Below are 14,171 nucleotides of genomic sequence, written 5' to 3'. Positions count from 1 at the left end.
ATGTCGGCATGGGTGGGAATGTGGTACTCGGCCAGACTGGCGTTGACCACCCGGCCGAGCGCTCGTCGAGTAGCGTCTCCTCCAACAGCGCCATGCCGATGCCCTGGATGACACCGCCGCGCATCTGACTGGCGGCCTGCCTCGGCGACACGATCCGGCCGCCGTCGAACGCGCCGACCCAGCGCGAGACGCGTACTTCGCCTCGTCCATCCGCACCTCCACGAAGTGCACGCCGTAGGAGAAGGTGCCCCGCTTGATGGTCTGGTACGGCACCGCCGACCTGCCGGTCACCTCGACGTGGTCGCGTCCGGCGCGTTCAAGGATGTGTCGGTAGGTCTCCCCGCGGCCGCCCATGGTGAACAGCCCCTCGTCACGCGTCTCCACCTAGTCGGGTCGGCGGCCGGTCAGCGGGGACCCGGTGGCTTCGGCGAGCGTGAGCAGCTCGCGTACCAGCCGGTCGCGGGCGTTCCAGATGGCCGAGGCGAGGGTGGTGGTGGCCGAGGCGCCGGGGATGCGGGTCTTGGCCACGTCGGAGTCGCCCTGCAGGAAGCGGATCTTGTCCATCGGCACGCCCAGACGCTGGGCCGCCGCCTGGGTCGGGGCGTTCGAGGTGCCGGCGCCCAGCTCGTTCGTGCTGCTGCGGATGGTGATGGTGCCGTCGGCGCCGAGCCGGAGCCGGGTCCGCAGCACGACCGTGCGCGTCAGAATGAGCGACAGCGGAGGCGGGCCGCGAAGCGGCCGTCGTACGCGCCATCCGGGATGCGATCGCGGCCAGGCAACGGCCAGGCCTGCGATGCGCGAGCCCAGCGGTGCCAGGACGAGGAGAGCGGCCAAGATCGCCAGGCACATGGACGCCGCGTCGGATGTCCCGCTCGGCGCATCGCGCCACGCCCAGCACGAGGAGGACGAGGAGCAGCAGCCGCGGCAGCATGCCCGCCGGCCGTCTTCTGCCTGGCTGACGGCCGGCCAATACAGGTACGCGCCGTCGGTCCTCTGCCGATGGGAGCAGCCCGGCGCGGTTCAGGGGCTTTGAAGCCCAGACGGGTAGCGTGCTGCCTCCAGCTCGCCCAACCCTCTCACCAGACCGCCTCATGTAAGGGGTCCTATGAAACATAGTCGACCTTGTGTGCGATCCGGCCGTTCCGAAGGAGCTGAAAGGGCGGCCAGGACCGGCCGCGTCCTGTCCGCCGGCAGGCGATCGACCGGCAGGACGTGCCGGACTCACCATCGGGGACCGGCAAGGCAAGCGAAGGGAATTCGGTAGAGGTCGAAGGGGGTGAACTGCCTTCGACCTCTACCGATCCCACCATCGTTGAGTGATCGACTGGTGCTGTATCCGTCTCCTCGGTCAGACCGCGGGGCGACCCAGCTCGCGCAGCTGGTCAGGGGTCAGCACGGAGACGTTCTGGTCGACGGGGGAGTCGGTGTACTGGTGGATGGCCCAGGACTTCCAGTCGGCGGGCGGGGTGACCGTGCCCTTGGCCTTGCTGTAGTGGGCGACCCACAGCGGGTATTCGGCCAGTCCCTTGCCGTAGGTGTTGGCGAAGTTCCAGCCGCTGTAGAGCATCGGGGTGACCCCGGTCTTGGCCTTCACGTGCGACAGCCATGCCTTGGCCCACGCGTTGACCTCGGCGACGGACTCGCCGTCGGTGGTCTCCAGGTCGAGGACGAGCAGGTCGCCGGGCTTGGCGGGCTGGGAGTTCACCATGGACAGGAAGTGCTCGGCCTCGGCGATGGGGTCGTTGCTGGGGTGGCCGTAGTGGTAGGCGCCGCGCACGATTCCCTTCTTGTCCATCTCGCGCCAGTGCCGGGCGAACGAGGCGTCGCGGAAGCTCGTGCCCTCGGTGGCCTTGATGATGCCGAACTTGGCCGGGCTGGCGTTCCAGTCGTAGTCGGACTCGTATCGGGAGACGTCCACGCCGTAGGTGAGCGGTGCGGCTTCCGGGTGAACTGCGTGCACCGAGCTGTGCTGGGCGGACGAGGCGATCGCCGGGCCGGCTACGCCTGTGATGACGGTGGCTCCGGCCAGGATCACACCGCCGATCGCGAGGCTGAAGTGCTTGCTGAAGAGATCGAAATGGTTCTTGAAAGTATGGGCGATTGTGGCAAGCCGGGGCTTGGGCATGAGGGCATTGACTCCTTGCTTCCATGCCGCCTACCGGGTTAGCTGACGGGTTCGGGCCTGGAAGTGCCCTACGGGCGCAGCCTGAGCTGGCGTCCGATTCACCCCGAAGAGGATGGGTCCCCGGTTCCGCGAGGCGCGGATTCGGCGGCCGGGCGCTGCCCTGCAGATCTCCAGGACAACGCACGGTCCGGTCAACGATGCGGCAACGATGTGACGAGAAGCTCGCCAAAACGTGGGCCACGATTACGCAAAAGGTACATATATCCCAAAGGGTGCGCAAGATGGGCAAATCGGATCTCGGTATATCCAGCTGAGGGGAGGTCTGAAATGCCGTGCCGGCGGCGGGATCGGGGTTGGGTAAAGGTTTTGGCCGGCCGCTTCCACTCTCGGCTCCCATCGCGTACGAGAAGGCGATTCGACCCCGTCCTTTCGGTTCCGCGGTGCGAGGATCGCTTTCGGTTCCGCGGTGCGAGGATCAATTGCTGGGGCTGGTGACGCTCAGGTTGTGGCTGGACATCATGGGTGGATGACTTCATGCGTTGAGGCGATGCTGCCGGCCGCCGCCTCGCCCGGGGGATCGTGCGAGCTCACTGATCGAGCCGGGTGCTGACTGCGGTGCGCATGATGTGACGCGGTCACCCGGCGCCCGGATGAGCCGCCCGCTGACCGACGGCGATTTGAATATCGTTATCGTTTCGTCCAGGATGATCCATGCTGTCCGCGGTGGGGGATTTGGGCGGTTGTGGAGTCATCCGTGGAGAGGAACGTACGTGAAATCAGTCGCGCGAGCGGCTCAGTTAGGCATGGCGGGGATCACGCTCGCCGCCCTGCTCGCCAGCCCCGCGGCCGCGGAGGAGCTTGCGGCCCCCGCGAAGAGCCAGGCCGCCGCGAAGAGCCAGGCCGCACCCGCCTCCACCCGCACGATCACCCTGGTCACCGGCGACGTCGTGCGGTTGACCACGTTCGCCGACGGCCGCCAGGGCGCGGTGGTCGACAACGACACCGACAGCTGGCAGATCACCGAGCAGGACGGTGCGGTCTACGCGATCCCGGGCAAGGCCCAGCCGTACTTGGCGGCCGGGGTGCTGGACGAGGAATTGTTCAACGTCACCGAGCTTGCCGCATCCCGCTACGACGACGCGTCCCGGCAGAGCCTGCCCGTCCTGGTGACGTACGGCAGGAGCGTCAAGGCGGCCACGGCGGACGAGCCCGCGGGCGCCGACAAGGAGCAGAGCCTGCCCAGCGTCAACGGCGCCGCCCTGGAAGTGGACAAGAAGCGGGCCGATGACTTCTGGGACTCGGTCGTCCGCGAGGGCACGGCCAGGCTCGACGGAGGCCTGTCGGGGATCTGGCTGGACGGCAAGGTGAAGGCAATCCTGGACCAGAGCGTGCCGCAGGTCGGGGCGCCGCAGGTCTGGGCCGCCGGCTTCGACGGCACCGGTGTGCAGGTCGCGGTCCTGGACACCGGCATCGACGACACTCATCCGGATCTGGCCGGGAGGGTGAAGAAGAGCAAGAACTTCACTGAGGATCCGGACGTCTACGACGATCACTTCCACGGCACGCATGTCGCCTCGACGATCGCCGGGAACGGCAACACGCACAAGGGCGTGGCGCCGAAGGCAGACCTGCTCATCGGCAAGGTGCTCAACCACGACGGAGACGGCACGGAATCCGACATCATCGCCGGGATGGAGTGGGCGGTCGCGGAGGGCGCCGACATCGTGAACATGAGCCTCGGTGGCGACCCGACCGACGGGACCGACCCCTTGGCGCAGGCCGTGAACCGGCTGTCGGCCTCCGGCACGCTGTTCGTCATCGCGGCGGGCAACAGCGGCAGGAATCAGACCGTCACCACGCCCGCCTCAGCCTCGGCCGCGCTGAGCGTGGGGGCCGTCGACGGGGCGGACGCGCTGGCCTCCTTCTCCAGCCGCGGCCCCAGGCTCGGCGACTACGCGATCAAGCCGGAGATCACGGCGCCGGGCGTGGACATCGACGCGGCCAATCCGCATCCCCGTGATGCGAGCCAGCCGTGGAACCCCTACCGCAGGTCCAGGGGGACCTCGATGGCGAGCCCGCATGTCGCCGGCGCCGCGGCGCTGCTGAAGCAGCAGCACCCGGAGTGGACCGGGGAGCGCCTCAAGGCGGCGCTGGTGAGCACCGCCCGGCCCAACGCCGCGAACTCGATCTACGAGCAGGGTGCCGGCCGCCTCGATGTGGAGCGGGCGCACCGGCAGAGCGTGCAGGTGTCGCACGGAGTGGTGGATTTCGGGTTCCTGCCCTGGCCGCACGAGGCGGTACAGCAGCCGGTTGAGAAGACGCTCACGTACACCAACACCGGCGCCCAGCCCGTGACCCTCACGCTCGCGCTGGACAAGGTCACCGGGCCCTTCACTCTGTCGGGGTCGTCTCTCGAGGTGCCGGCACAGGGCTCGGCGGAGGCGAAGGTCACCTACACCCCGGCAGGCGCCGACCCGGGAACCCTTGGCGGGTGGGTGACCGCGACTGCGGGCGACGGCACCGAGCTGCGTACCGCCATCGGCGCCACCAAGGAGCAGGAGATGTACGACCTCCGAGTCCCCGTGCTCGGCAGGGACGGCAAGCCGGCCGTCTCGGGGTCGGTGACGCTGTGGGGCATCGACTCCCGCTACACCAAAGAGGTGCGGCTGGCCGACGACCCGGAGCCGGTCTTCCACGTCCCGCCGGGCCGCTACAACCTGATGGCCATGGTCTCGACATCGGACGCCTCCGGTAAGTGGGTGCTCGAAGTGTCCGCGCTGGGCAACCCCGAGCTCAGCGTCACCGGCGACGCCACCGTGACGCTGGATGCCCGCCAGGCGAAGGAGATCAAGATATCCACGCCGCGAGAGAGTGCGGTGCAGGATTCCGTGCTGGGCTACCGGCGCGAGGCAGGCGGTCGCACCTTGACCCGCATGGTCGCGCCCCTAGGCTCCACCGAGCGGGTTTACGCCACCCCCACGCCCAAGGTCACCCAGGGCTTCTTCGAGTTCTTCACCCAGGTCGACCTGCTGGCCCCGAGGATTCGGGCCACCGACGCGGGCCGTCCCATCCCGATGCGGGTCATGGGCCTGGGCGAGCACGCCGGCTTCGACGGGAGGCATCTGCTGAGGGTCGTGGACGCCGGATCGGGCCAGCCCCAGGACTTCCCCGGCAGGAAGACCAAGGGCGCCATCGCGCTGATCAAACACACCGACGGTATCGAGTACGCCGACCAGATCGCAAGCGCCAAGAAGGCCGGGGCGGCGGTCGCGCTGATCTACAACGACCGCCCCGGGCAACTGGCGCAGACGGTCCCAGAGGCCGCGCTGCCCGCCTTCTCCACCAGCCAGGACGAGGGAGAACGCCTGCTCCAACGCGCCAGGATCGGGGCGCTGAGGCTGCAGTTGCGGGGTACGACGTACAGTCCGTACTCCTACGACGTCATGATCCCGATGCAGGGCGGCATCCCCGAAAACCTCGACTTCAAAGTCGACCGCACCAACGCCGCCAGGACGATCAGCCGCTACACCGCCTCCGGCACAGGGAATGACACCTACACCTCCACCCGCTTCTTCTTCCGCCCGTGGGATTTCCCGCTCTCCGTGGACAGCTCCGATCAGTTCCCGGCGCCCTTCGTCAGGGAGGAGTGGGTCTCCGCCGGCGACACCCGCTGGCAGCATGACGCCGCCGAAGGCGACTACTTCACCGAACCCTCCTACATGTACGAGGTCGACCGTGTCTACCGGCCAGGCCAGGAGCTCAGCCAGACCTTCTTCGGCGCCGTGCTGCATCCTGGCACGACCCGCGGCAGCGGCCATTCCATCTGCAACTGCACCGGCGCGTACTGGGACGGCGACGGCCTGTTCTTCACCATCGCCCCCGCGCTCGACGGAGACGCCAACCACGCCACGAACTATATGGATCACGGTTTGCAGGTGGACGAAAGCGAATACCAGGCACGCGTCTATCGCAACGGCCAACTGATCGCCGAGGAGTTCGGCTTGAACGGGGTGTATGCCCCGGCGCAGCCGGAACGGGCCACCTACCGAGCGGAGCTCGTCCAGGCCCGGAATCCGGCGTCGTGGGCGCTGTCGACGAAGACGAGCACCGCGTGGACGTTCACCACCGAGAAACCCGCCTCGGACGAGCAGCGCATGCTGCCGCTCGTCATGGTGGACTACGACCTCGACCTGGACCTGTACAACAGGGCACCGCGCGGGCGGTACTCGTTCGGGATCTCGCTTCGCCAGACCGATCCGCAGGGGCCGCGGATCGCGCAGGCGAAGGTGTGGACGTCCGTCGACGACGGGGCCACCTGGAAGGCGGCCGAGGTCTCCGGCGGGAACGGCTCGTATACGGTGCGGCCGCACCACCCGAGCCGGGGTGGGACCGGGTTCGTCTCGCTGCGCGTGCAGGGGCGTGACGCGGCGGGCAACGCCGTGGAGCAGACGATCACCCGCGCGTATGGCTTGACCGGACGATGATGAGGTCCGCGGGGCGGGAGCCGGTGGCGCCCGCCCCGCGAGGCCGGTCAACGGGGATCGTGGCGGGCACCCGTTCCGAATCGCCGAGCACCGGCTGCACTACCTGAACGGTCTCGCCCACGCAACCAGCATCGACCACGACGCCGCCCCCGGGCCCGGCGCCGACCACGACGCTGCTCCGTCCGGGACTGGTTCGACGCTGCGCGGTATTGGTGTGGAGGGCGTGCAACGGCAGCTGTTCACCGACAGCGTCGAGGCCGAACGCCTCGTCGTCGCGGCGGCCAGGCTCAGCGGCCGGCCCGGCCCTTCAAACTCTGTACGGCCTTCCATATCTAACCAACCAATATCGCAATTTATGGCGGTAACGTTAATGAGGACAGCGACCTCCGATAAGGGATCTTCGGTGACGAAGCCATAAGGAGTCTGGCCATGTCAGTGGCTGCCGAACACCGCCAGCACATCGATCACACGCACACCCATGGGCCCGCCTGCGGACATGTAGCGGTGCCGCATGACGATCACGTTGACTACGTCCATGACGGTTGCCTGCATCGCATCCACGACGATCACGTGGACGAATGTGAGCCGCAGTCCCATGCCGCGCACGACGCCCACGATCACCAGCACGGGCCGGAGTGCGGGCATGTGGCCGTGCCGCACGGCGATCATGTCGACTATGTGCACGACGGGCACCGCCACGCCTCCCATGAAGGGCACTGGGACGACCACTGAGCCGGTTCCCATCGATGATCTACGCCAACGGAGGCTGGTCCCGCCGTTGGCAGGCGGTCAGGTGATTTCCGCGCGAGTGACGTCCGCAGTGTGCTGATCGATGTGGTCTGGTTCCGCCTCCCTGGTGGAAAATGGTTATCATTTGACCTTTCAGGAGGCGGCGTGGAAATCGATCATGTGGTGCTCGCGGCCCGGACTCGGGAGCAAGCCGAGCAGGCGCTGCGGGAGCACGGGCTGGGGATCGCGCGGGGACGTGTGCTGCCCGGCTTCGGATTGTCGAACCTCGTCGTGCCGCTGGGCCGGTCGTTCTTGGAGATCCACTACCCGGACGGTGGTGAGACGGATCCGGCCCTTCCGCCGATCGGCGAAGTCCAGCGAAGGGCACTCGACAGGTGCCCGGCTCCGCTGGTCCCGGTCGCCTGGCTGGCAGGATGTGAGGACGCGGCGTTGCTGCGCAGGCTGGCCGCGGAAAACGATCTGGCGGTCAGCGAGGTGCCTGGGGAGGGGCCCGGATATGCACCGTACGTGCTGGCGGGCTTCGGTCCGAACCTCATCCGGCCGTGGTTGCCGGCTCTGATCCACTGGCCCGTCCCGTACGAGGAGAGGCCGGGCGCGCTCACGGCGCGGCACGCCCGTCGCCCGGCCGGCATCGTCGGCCTCGACGTGGCGGGCTCCGAAGAGGACGTCAAGCGTTGGTGCGGCGGGTTGCCCGAAGGGGCGCGCGTCGTGGAAGGCGACACGGGGCCGCTACGCGTACGGATCGGATTCGACGACGGCCCGCCGGTCACCCTGGGTGACGTGGAGTGAGGGCAGGGCCATCCGAGCCCCGCACCGCCCGGCAGGGCAGGCGCCGGCATTGACCTGGTGGCCTTCCTGCTCTCTCCCTGCCTGCCGGAACCCGTAACGGCTGATGCGGAACAGTGGCGTGGACATCAGATGGTGGAGCAGACCGCTCGCTGGCGAAAGCAACCAAAAGTGCGGCGGCCAAGCGCCGGCTTAGTTGAGGCGTGCCGCTCTGAACCCGTCCTGTAGCGCAGACGGGGGTTGGGAGAGGTGCCCTTGCCTCAGCCATCTGCACAGCGTTTCCACCTGCTCCTCGCTGTGGATCGGGCCGATGGGGATCGCGGCGCCGGACGGTTGGCGGTTGTCGCCGCATGGCTGCACCACGAGAAAGGCGCCGCCCTTTTCGCCGCTTCCCCCGCAGGAGAGCGGCCCTCGCAGGCAGCCTGTCGCCACCAGGACTCCGCCGGGACTCTTACGCACCGTCTCCCGGAGTCGGTCGAGCAGGTCGTCGGCACACTGACCGGCGCAGCCGTCCGCCCGGCATAGGGCGACGGTGAAGGGTGATCGAGATGTCACCGTCGCACCTCCGCACAAATGATAACGATATTCATCGTCGCCACGATAGAGCGGTCTTCAGGTCGCCCACAAGGTCTGGATGGTGACAGACCGCTTCGCAAGGGCCGTGCGGCCGCGGCGCTCGGCCGCGCCACCACAGGCGGGGTGCTCGATCTGCTCGACGAGCTGCGTCATGGAACCGGCCTGGCCGTCACCCACGACCCGTCGCTGACCGACCGGGCCCAGCGCGTCCTTACCGTCCATGACCCCCTGACTCCCCATGACCGGAGGCGATCTGCGGATGTCCGATGAACCCGGACGTCGCCCACCCTTGGATCGCGCGTGCGGACCGTGCCGGCACCGGACTCACCCCTCGCGATGGGGCGCCGCACCCGCTGGCGGTCCGCCAGTACGCGGCAACCGCCCGAGCTGGGAGGCCTCGTACGGGAGCACCTGGAGCACTGGGGCTGCCGTTCAGGAAACGGGGCGCACGTGGCCGGAGTATGTCTGCCGGCTCCTGAGCGCCGAAGTGTGGGCGCGAGTGTGAAGCCAATCAGGCGACATCGATCGCCAAGCAGGTGATACTGCCATCGCGGGTGGCGACCACCAGGTGATGCGTGTCCGGCCACGCCAGAGCGGTGATCTCTGATTCCCCTGCCCAGGTGCGCAGGGGAGAGGCGGACTCGCCGGGGCGTCCGGCGGCCGGCCGCCACAGGCGGACGCCGCCCTCGAGCCCACCCGTGGCCAGGATCGCCGAGCCGCCCGGGCGCCAGGCCAGGGGGGCGATGCCGTCATGGCCGGGAAGGAGCCGGGGGTGCTGCCCCCGCGAGCGTGCACTCGAAGCCGGTAGAAGCCCTTCCCCCGCCAGGCGAGGTTCGGCAGGCGGGGGAGGTCCCCATCGAGCCCGCACACGATGGGTGATCCGCTCGTGGATTCGATGGAGACCTCGACGATTCACGTGAACAGTGCGGGCAACAGCGACAGCTCGCTCGGTTCGCAGGCCCAGATCGCCCGGCAGGCGAGGGCGAGGAACCGGCGCCCGCCTCGGGTCTTGAGCGTGCTGTTGATCCAGGACTCCATCGTTTGCCCGTCGAGGGCAGCCGCGTCAGGGCTGCGCCATGGGGCTTCGGCGTCGACGGTGCGGGCGAGCCGGTCGAGGCGGAACTGGGCGTGGGCCACATCCGCGAGAGTCAGCGGTCCGAGTCTCGGCACTGTGCCGTGAAACCGGCGCAGCCGTCCTGGGGCGGTCTCGAGCACGCTCGCGCCCACGGTGTGCGTCGGGACGGTGTCCACGCCGCATTCGGCGGCCAGCGCGTACATCCGGTCCTGGCCCGGTCCGACGAACTGGCCACCGAGGTCGACGGTCTCGCCGTCGACCTCGATGCCGACCGTACGGCCACCGACCCGGTCGCGGGCCTCGATGAGAAGGACTTCGGCCCCGTGGTGACGGAGGTGGTCCGCGCAGACAAGGCCGGCCATGCCGGCACCGACCACGATGACGTCAACGTGGGGATGTTGGTGGGACATGTGGTCTCCTGGGGTGTTGGTCGTGCTCGCGACATGCGCGAACACGCCAGCGCACCCACCAACCACCACGGCGCTGACTTCTTGGGTTCACTTGTGTGCGTAGATCATTTCCTGGGTGCCGCCGGGGCGTCAACCGGACGAGAGCGCCCGTCGCCACGGCGTTCGTCGACGGTCAGAGCCGGCCGAGGAGCATCGGGACGTAGACGAGGTTGATGATCACGTGCATGAAGATGATCATCCAGACGTTCCGGTAGCGGGCCCACAGGTAGCCCTGCATCAGCCCGAACATCCCCTGGAACGCGACGATCGTCGCCATGCCCAGCAGCGGATCGCCGGCGTCTATCCGGGAGGAGTGCATGAACGCGAACAACAGCGCTGACGCCATGATCGCCGGCCCGCCGCCATACAGAACCTCCAGCCGGGTCTGCAGCCAGGCCCGGTAGAAGACCTCCTCCAGGACGCCGGCGGTCAGCAGCGTGACCAGCGAGGCGACGGCCAGGGTGAGGGGGTCGGGCAGGTCCTGCGTCAGCGGGACGGCCAGCGGGCTCACCTCCGAGAGCAGGAACCAGGCCAGGACCGCGGGCAGCGGAGCCAGCCAGGTCACAGGGGCGATGATGGTCCTGGCCCGGGGGCCGTCCCCTCGGATCAGGCGGAACGCCGCCAGCGGGAGGACGAGCAGTACCAGCACCTTCACGATCACGTGCAGTTCGCCCCGAGCCAGCGGGCCGATCATCGCCATGAGCACGGCCGCCGCCACCAGCGTCCACGCCTCCCGCCGCAACCGCGGTCTCGGCAGGTCCGCCGTGGGGAGTGGCACCTCAATCCTGGCGGGGACCAGGCGGGCCAGGACGATGGCGGCCAGCGGCGGCAGCGCCGCGGCCCAGAGGGATGCCGGCGTCGCGCCGGGGTCGGCCGATTGGGCGACCTCCGTGTTGCCTGTGACGATCAGCCATGCGTAGGCGAGTGCGAACACCGCCACGCCCGCACCCGTCATCAACAGGACCGACGGGGCGCGGCGGGAATCGGTAGGGGCCATGCACATCATGGTCTCGGCTGCTCGGCCCCGCCCAGTCGTCCGGTCGCATGATCCGGCCGTCGATCGTTCGGTGTATCCGGACCTCCTTCGCAGGTCGGGTGCCACGCGTGGCTCCGCTGCCGCTCTTGACAGCACCTGTAGGGTTCTGTAAATGCTTGATCAGCGTTCATGACAAAGGTGATTCGCATGTCATACCCCTCCCATGACCGCCACGGTCGCCGCCCAGGGTCGCCCCGAGTGAGGGTCAACCCGGCGCGAGTGTGGGGAGGCGGTGTGGCGGCAGCCGTGGTCGCGGCACTGGTCGTGGTGGTCGGAGTCATGATCAGCAGTCGGCTCCTGGGCATCCGCGTGCTCAGCCCGGGCGGCGCCTCCGTATACGGCAGCGCGGCGACGACGAGCTATGCGATCTCGGCCGCTGTCGCCGCTCTTGTCGCCACGCTCCTGCTCTACGTGCTCATGCTGTCGACGCCGGAGCCGGCCAAGTTCTTCGGCTGGATCGCCGGGCTCTTCACCGTCATCATCACGATCCTGCCGTTCATGTACTCCGCCGACATCATCCGGCAGATCGCCACAGCCGCCATCAACGTCGTCATCGGCATCGCCATCGCCTCTCTGCTGGCGTCGATCGGGCGCACGGCCATCGAGGAGGTGGCGGACTCCGAGCCGTACCCGTACGAACAGCCCCGCGGGTACGAGGCGCGAGGATACGAGCAGGCCCAAGGGTATGAGCCGCGAGGATACGAGCAGCAGCGCAGCTATGACCGTCCCCGTGGGTACGAGCAGCGCGGGTACGAGCGCCGGGAACACCCGTACGACTGACCTGGTTCAGGTGGCCACCGGCAGGCCGGCCGGCCGCCACTCCAGCATGCCGTCGGCCAGCTGGGCCGCTGAGCGGCCGCCGGCGGACCGCCGCTGCCTTTGCGTGAAATCCTGACCAGGACGACCATGACGAGCATGGCGCGATGATCGGCCAGGAGGACACCGTGACTCATCCCGCGCTCGCCGGTGGGCCGATTTACCTGGACTACAACGCCACCACGCCGGTCGACCCCGCCGCAGGGAGGCGGCGCTGCCGTACCTGAGCACGCACTTCGGCAATCCCTCCAGCGGTCACGCCTATGCCCGTGCCCCACGTGAGGCCCTCGACCGGGCGCGTGGTCAGGTGGCCGCGCTGCTCGGCGCCGCCCCGAGCGAGATCGTCTTCACCGGCGGCGGATCGGAGGCCGACACCCTGGCCATCCGCGGCGCGGCCCTCGCCGTACGGGAGCCGAGCAGGCGGCAGATCATCACGCTGGCCACCGAACACCCCGCCGTGCTGGAGTCCTGCCGCAGCCTGCGCGATCAAGGGTTCACCGTGCATCTGCTGCCGGTGGACCGCTTCGGCCGCGCCGACCTCGCCGACCTGCGCACCGCGCTGGCCGAGCGGCCGACCGCGCTGGTGTCGATCGCGTACGGCAACAGCGAGACCGGCACCCTCCAGCCGATCGCCGAACTGGCCGCCCTGGCGCGCGCCGCCGGGGCGTTGTTTCACACCGACGCCGCCCAGGCGGCCGGGAAGCTCCCGATCGATGTGGCCACGGTGGGGGTGGACCTGCTGACCGTGGCCGGCCACAAGATGTACGCCCCGAAAGGGGTGGGCGCGCTCTACGTGCGCGTCGGCACCCCGCTGGAGCCGGTCGTCCACGGCGGCGGCCAGGAGGCGGGGCTGCGGGCCGGGACGGAGAACGTCGCCTTCATCGCCGCCCTCGGCCGCGCCGCCGAACTCGCCCGGCGCGAGCTGCCCGAAAGCGCCACCCGGCTGGCAGGCCTACGTGACCTGCTGCAGACCGAGCTCGAGGCGCTGCTGCCGGGCAGGGTGCGGCTCAACGGCCATCCCACCGAACGCCTGCCCGGCACGCTGAACGTCAGCATCGACGGCATCACCGGCCGGGCGCTGCTCGCGGCCGTACCGGAGGTCGCCGCCTCCACCGGCTCGGCCTGCCACGAAGGCGACGACACCCCCTCGCCCGTGCTGACCGCCATGGGCCTGCCCGCACACCGGGCGCGCGCGGCGCTGCGGCTGTCGCTGGGCCGCTGGAGCACCGCAGCGGAGGTACGGCGCGCAGCCCGGCTCATCGCCCAGGCCGCTGCCGCTGCCGCAGCCCAGCCCTCGTCCTCGGCAGGAACGATGTGACGATCCTCAGCCGCTCGCTGCCGGGCGCTCCGGACCGGCGTCCCCGGCCTGCTCACGCGCCAAGTACTGCGCGTACCAGTCCGGCCAGTCGGGGTCGGGGTGGCCGATCTCCTGCTCGTACCGGCCGTGCGCGGCCTCCGCGCGGCGCAGGGCCTCGGCCAGGTCGGCCACGGAGTCGTAGGTCAGGTTCATCACGGTACTCCTGCCGCGAGGACGGTCATCCGGGCTCACACCCGTCCCGGGAGGCGGGTGGTGACCTCCTGGAGGATCCAGGTGTTGCCGTCGGGGTCGTTGAACGCGGCGAAAGAGCCGTAGCTCTTGCGGTCCGGAGCCGGGCCGGGCACCCGCCCCTCGGTCCCGGCGTGGTGCCACACCCCGCCCTCGTCATGGAACACCTCGCCGACGTCGGCCCCGCGGTCGATGAGCTCTGACCGCGCCGCCTCGATGTCGTCGACGATCAGGTACAGGCCCTGCATCGAGCCCGGCGCGGCCGAGGTGATCTCGCTGCCGAAGATGACCGAGCACCCTGAGCCGGGCGGAGTCACCTGCACCACCCGGAAGCCGTCACCGGCGGCGAAGTCGATGTCCTCCCGCCATCCGAGCGCCTTGTAGAAGTCCTTGGCCCGGTCCACGTCGGCGACCGGCACCACCACGACCTCGAGCTTCATGTCCACGGCCTTCGGCTCCTCCCCCTCCGATGCCGGTGGCCCGCATCGGCCACCGGGCTGCTGTTGTGGCATGGGGGGCGTCCCTTCC

General features: G+C 69.2%; 12 protein-coding genes, 1 pseudogene and 1 riboswitch. Of the genes and pseudogenes, 4 read left to right on the top strand and 9 right to left on the bottom strand.

From position 1 onward, the window contains the following. Positions 1-70 precede the first annotated feature (70 nt). The 3 genes and pseudogenes from ID574_RS63150 to ID574_RS49015 all read right to left on the bottom strand — a co-directional run. Positions 71-190 (bottom strand): annotated as a pseudogene (locus ID574_RS63150) (molybdopterin cofactor-binding domain-containing protein); the annotation flags it as partial. Between the two features lie 194 nt (positions 191-384). After that, positions 385-690, bottom strand: a complete 306-nt coding sequence (locus ID574_RS49020) for a molybdopterin cofactor-binding domain-containing protein (RefSeq protein WP_223167865.1) — start codon at positions 688-690, stop codon at positions 385-387. Positions 691-1,348: 658 nt separating this feature from the next. Further along, positions 1,349-2,125: a glycoside hydrolase family 25 protein gene (locus ID574_RS49015; protein ID WP_188195952.1), complete on the bottom strand. Its 777-nt coding sequence runs from the start codon at positions 2,123-2,125 to the stop codon at positions 1,349-1,351. A 12-nt stretch (positions 2,126-2,137) separates the two neighbouring features. Continuing rightward, positions 2,138-2,282: riboswitch (cyclic di-AMP (ydaO/yuaA leader) on the bottom strand. 613 nt (positions 2,283-2,895) lie between these two features. On the opposite strand from ID574_RS49015, the gene ID574_RS49010 reads away from it, so the two are divergent. Next, positions 2,896-6,609, top strand: coding sequence for a S8 family peptidase (locus ID574_RS49010; protein WP_188195951.1), 3,714 nt, complete (start codon positions 2,896-2,898; stop codon positions 6,607-6,609). Between the two features lie 432 nt (positions 6,610-7,041). Here ID574_RS49010 and ID574_RS49005 read toward each other — a convergent pair whose 3' ends face one another. Beyond that, positions 7,042-7,278, bottom strand: a complete 237-nt coding sequence (locus ID574_RS49005; protein WP_188195950.1) for a hypothetical protein — start codon at positions 7,276-7,278, stop codon at positions 7,042-7,044. A gap of 225 nt (positions 7,279-7,503) precedes the next feature. On the opposite strand from ID574_RS49005, the gene ID574_RS49000 reads away from it, so the two are divergent. After that, the gene (locus ID574_RS49000; protein WP_188195949.1) at positions 7,504-8,148 is read left to right on the top strand and encodes a VOC family protein; all 645 of its coding nucleotides are present in this window, start codon (positions 7,504-7,506) and stop codon (positions 8,146-8,148) included. A gap of 609 nt (positions 8,149-8,757) precedes the next feature. Here ID574_RS49000 and ID574_RS48995 read toward each other — a convergent pair. From ID574_RS48995 to ID574_RS48985, 3 genes are all read right to left on the bottom strand, one after another. Next, entirely contained in the window at positions 8,758-8,943 is a 186-nt protein-coding gene (locus ID574_RS48995) for a hypothetical protein (RefSeq protein ID WP_188195948.1), read from the bottom strand. A 690-nt stretch (positions 8,944-9,633) separates the two neighbouring features. Continuing rightward, positions 9,634-10,206 (bottom strand): flavin monoamine oxidase family protein, encoded by a 573-nt coding sequence (locus ID574_RS48990; protein ID WP_188195947.1) that lies wholly within the window; start codon positions 10,204-10,206, stop codon positions 9,634-9,636. Between the two features lie 172 nt (positions 10,207-10,378). Then, positions 10,379-11,242, bottom strand: a complete 864-nt coding sequence (locus tag ID574_RS48985) for a CPBP family intramembrane glutamic endopeptidase (RefSeq protein ID WP_188195946.1) — start codon at positions 11,240-11,242, stop codon at positions 10,379-10,381. A 168-nt stretch (positions 11,243-11,410) separates the two neighbouring features. Between ID574_RS48985 and ID574_RS48980 the strand changes: the two genes are divergently transcribed. Further along, positions 11,411-12,061 carry a DUF6069 family protein gene (locus ID574_RS48980; RefSeq protein ID WP_336245628.1) on the top strand — a complete coding sequence of 217 codons (651 nt, stop codon included), beginning with the start codon at positions 11,411-11,413 and terminating at the stop codon, positions 12,059-12,061. A 250-nt stretch (positions 12,062-12,311) separates the two neighbouring features. Beyond that, positions 12,312-13,415 carry a cysteine desulfurase family protein gene (locus tag ID574_RS48975; protein WP_223167877.1) on the top strand — a complete coding sequence of 368 codons (1,104 nt, stop codon included), beginning with the start codon at positions 12,312-12,314 and terminating at the stop codon, positions 13,413-13,415. A 6-nt stretch (positions 13,416-13,421) separates the two neighbouring features. Here the strand turns inward: ID574_RS48975 and ID574_RS48970 are convergent, their stop codons facing one another. Both ID574_RS48970 and ID574_RS48965 read right to left on the bottom strand, forming a co-directional pair. Next, on the bottom strand, positions 13,422-13,607 hold the full coding sequence (locus tag ID574_RS48970; RefSeq protein ID WP_188195944.1) for a hypothetical protein: 186 nt from the start codon (positions 13,605-13,607) through the stop codon (positions 13,422-13,424). A 35-nt stretch (positions 13,608-13,642) separates the two neighbouring features. Then, positions 13,643-14,083, bottom strand: a complete 441-nt coding sequence (locus ID574_RS48965) for a VOC family protein (RefSeq protein WP_223167876.1) — start codon at positions 14,081-14,083, stop codon at positions 13,643-13,645. Positions 14,084-14,171: the final 88 nt, after the last annotated feature.

Source organism: Nonomuraea sp. SYSU D8015, assembly GCF_008065375.1.
Lineage (GTDB): Bacteria > Actinomycetota > Actinomycetes > Streptosporangiales > Streptosporangiaceae > Nonomuraea.
Note: the sequence above shows the minus strand (reverse complement) of the source record. Positions and strands in the feature narration are given on the sequence as shown.

What these genes read in the sequence shown, in the direction of transcription:
- ID574_RS49015 (WP_188195952.1), bottom strand. Translation starts at nt 2,125, where the DNA reads ATGCCCAAGCCCCGGCTTGCCACAATCGCCCATACTTTCAAGAACCAT.
- ID574_RS49005 (WP_188195950.1), bottom strand. Translation starts at nt 7,278, where the DNA reads ATGATCGCCGTGCGGCACGGCCACATGCCCGCACTCCGGCCCGTGCTG.
- ID574_RS48995 (WP_188195948.1), bottom strand. Translation starts at nt 8,943, where the DNA reads ATGGACGGTAAGGACGCGCTGGGCCCGGTCGGTCAGCGACGGGTCGTG.
- ID574_RS48990 (WP_188195947.1), bottom strand. Translation starts at nt 10,206, where the DNA reads ATGTCCCACCAACATCCCCACGTTGACGTCATCGTGGTCGGTGCCGGC.
- ID574_RS48985 (WP_188195946.1), bottom strand. Translation starts at nt 11,242, where the DNA reads ATGGCCCCTACCGATTCCCGCCGCGCCCCGTCGGTCCTGTTGATGACG.
- ID574_RS48980 (WP_336245628.1), top strand. Translation starts at nt 11,411, where the DNA reads ATGACAAAGGTGATTCGCATGTCATACCCCTCCCATGACCGCCACGGT.
- ID574_RS48970 (WP_188195944.1), bottom strand. Translation starts at nt 13,607, where the DNA reads ATGAACCTGACCTACGACTCCGTGGCCGACCTGGCCGAGGCCCTGCGC.
- ID574_RS48965 (WP_223167876.1), bottom strand. Translation starts at nt 14,083, where the DNA reads ATGAAGCTCGAGGTCGTGGTGGTGCCGGTCGCCGACGTGGACCGGGCC.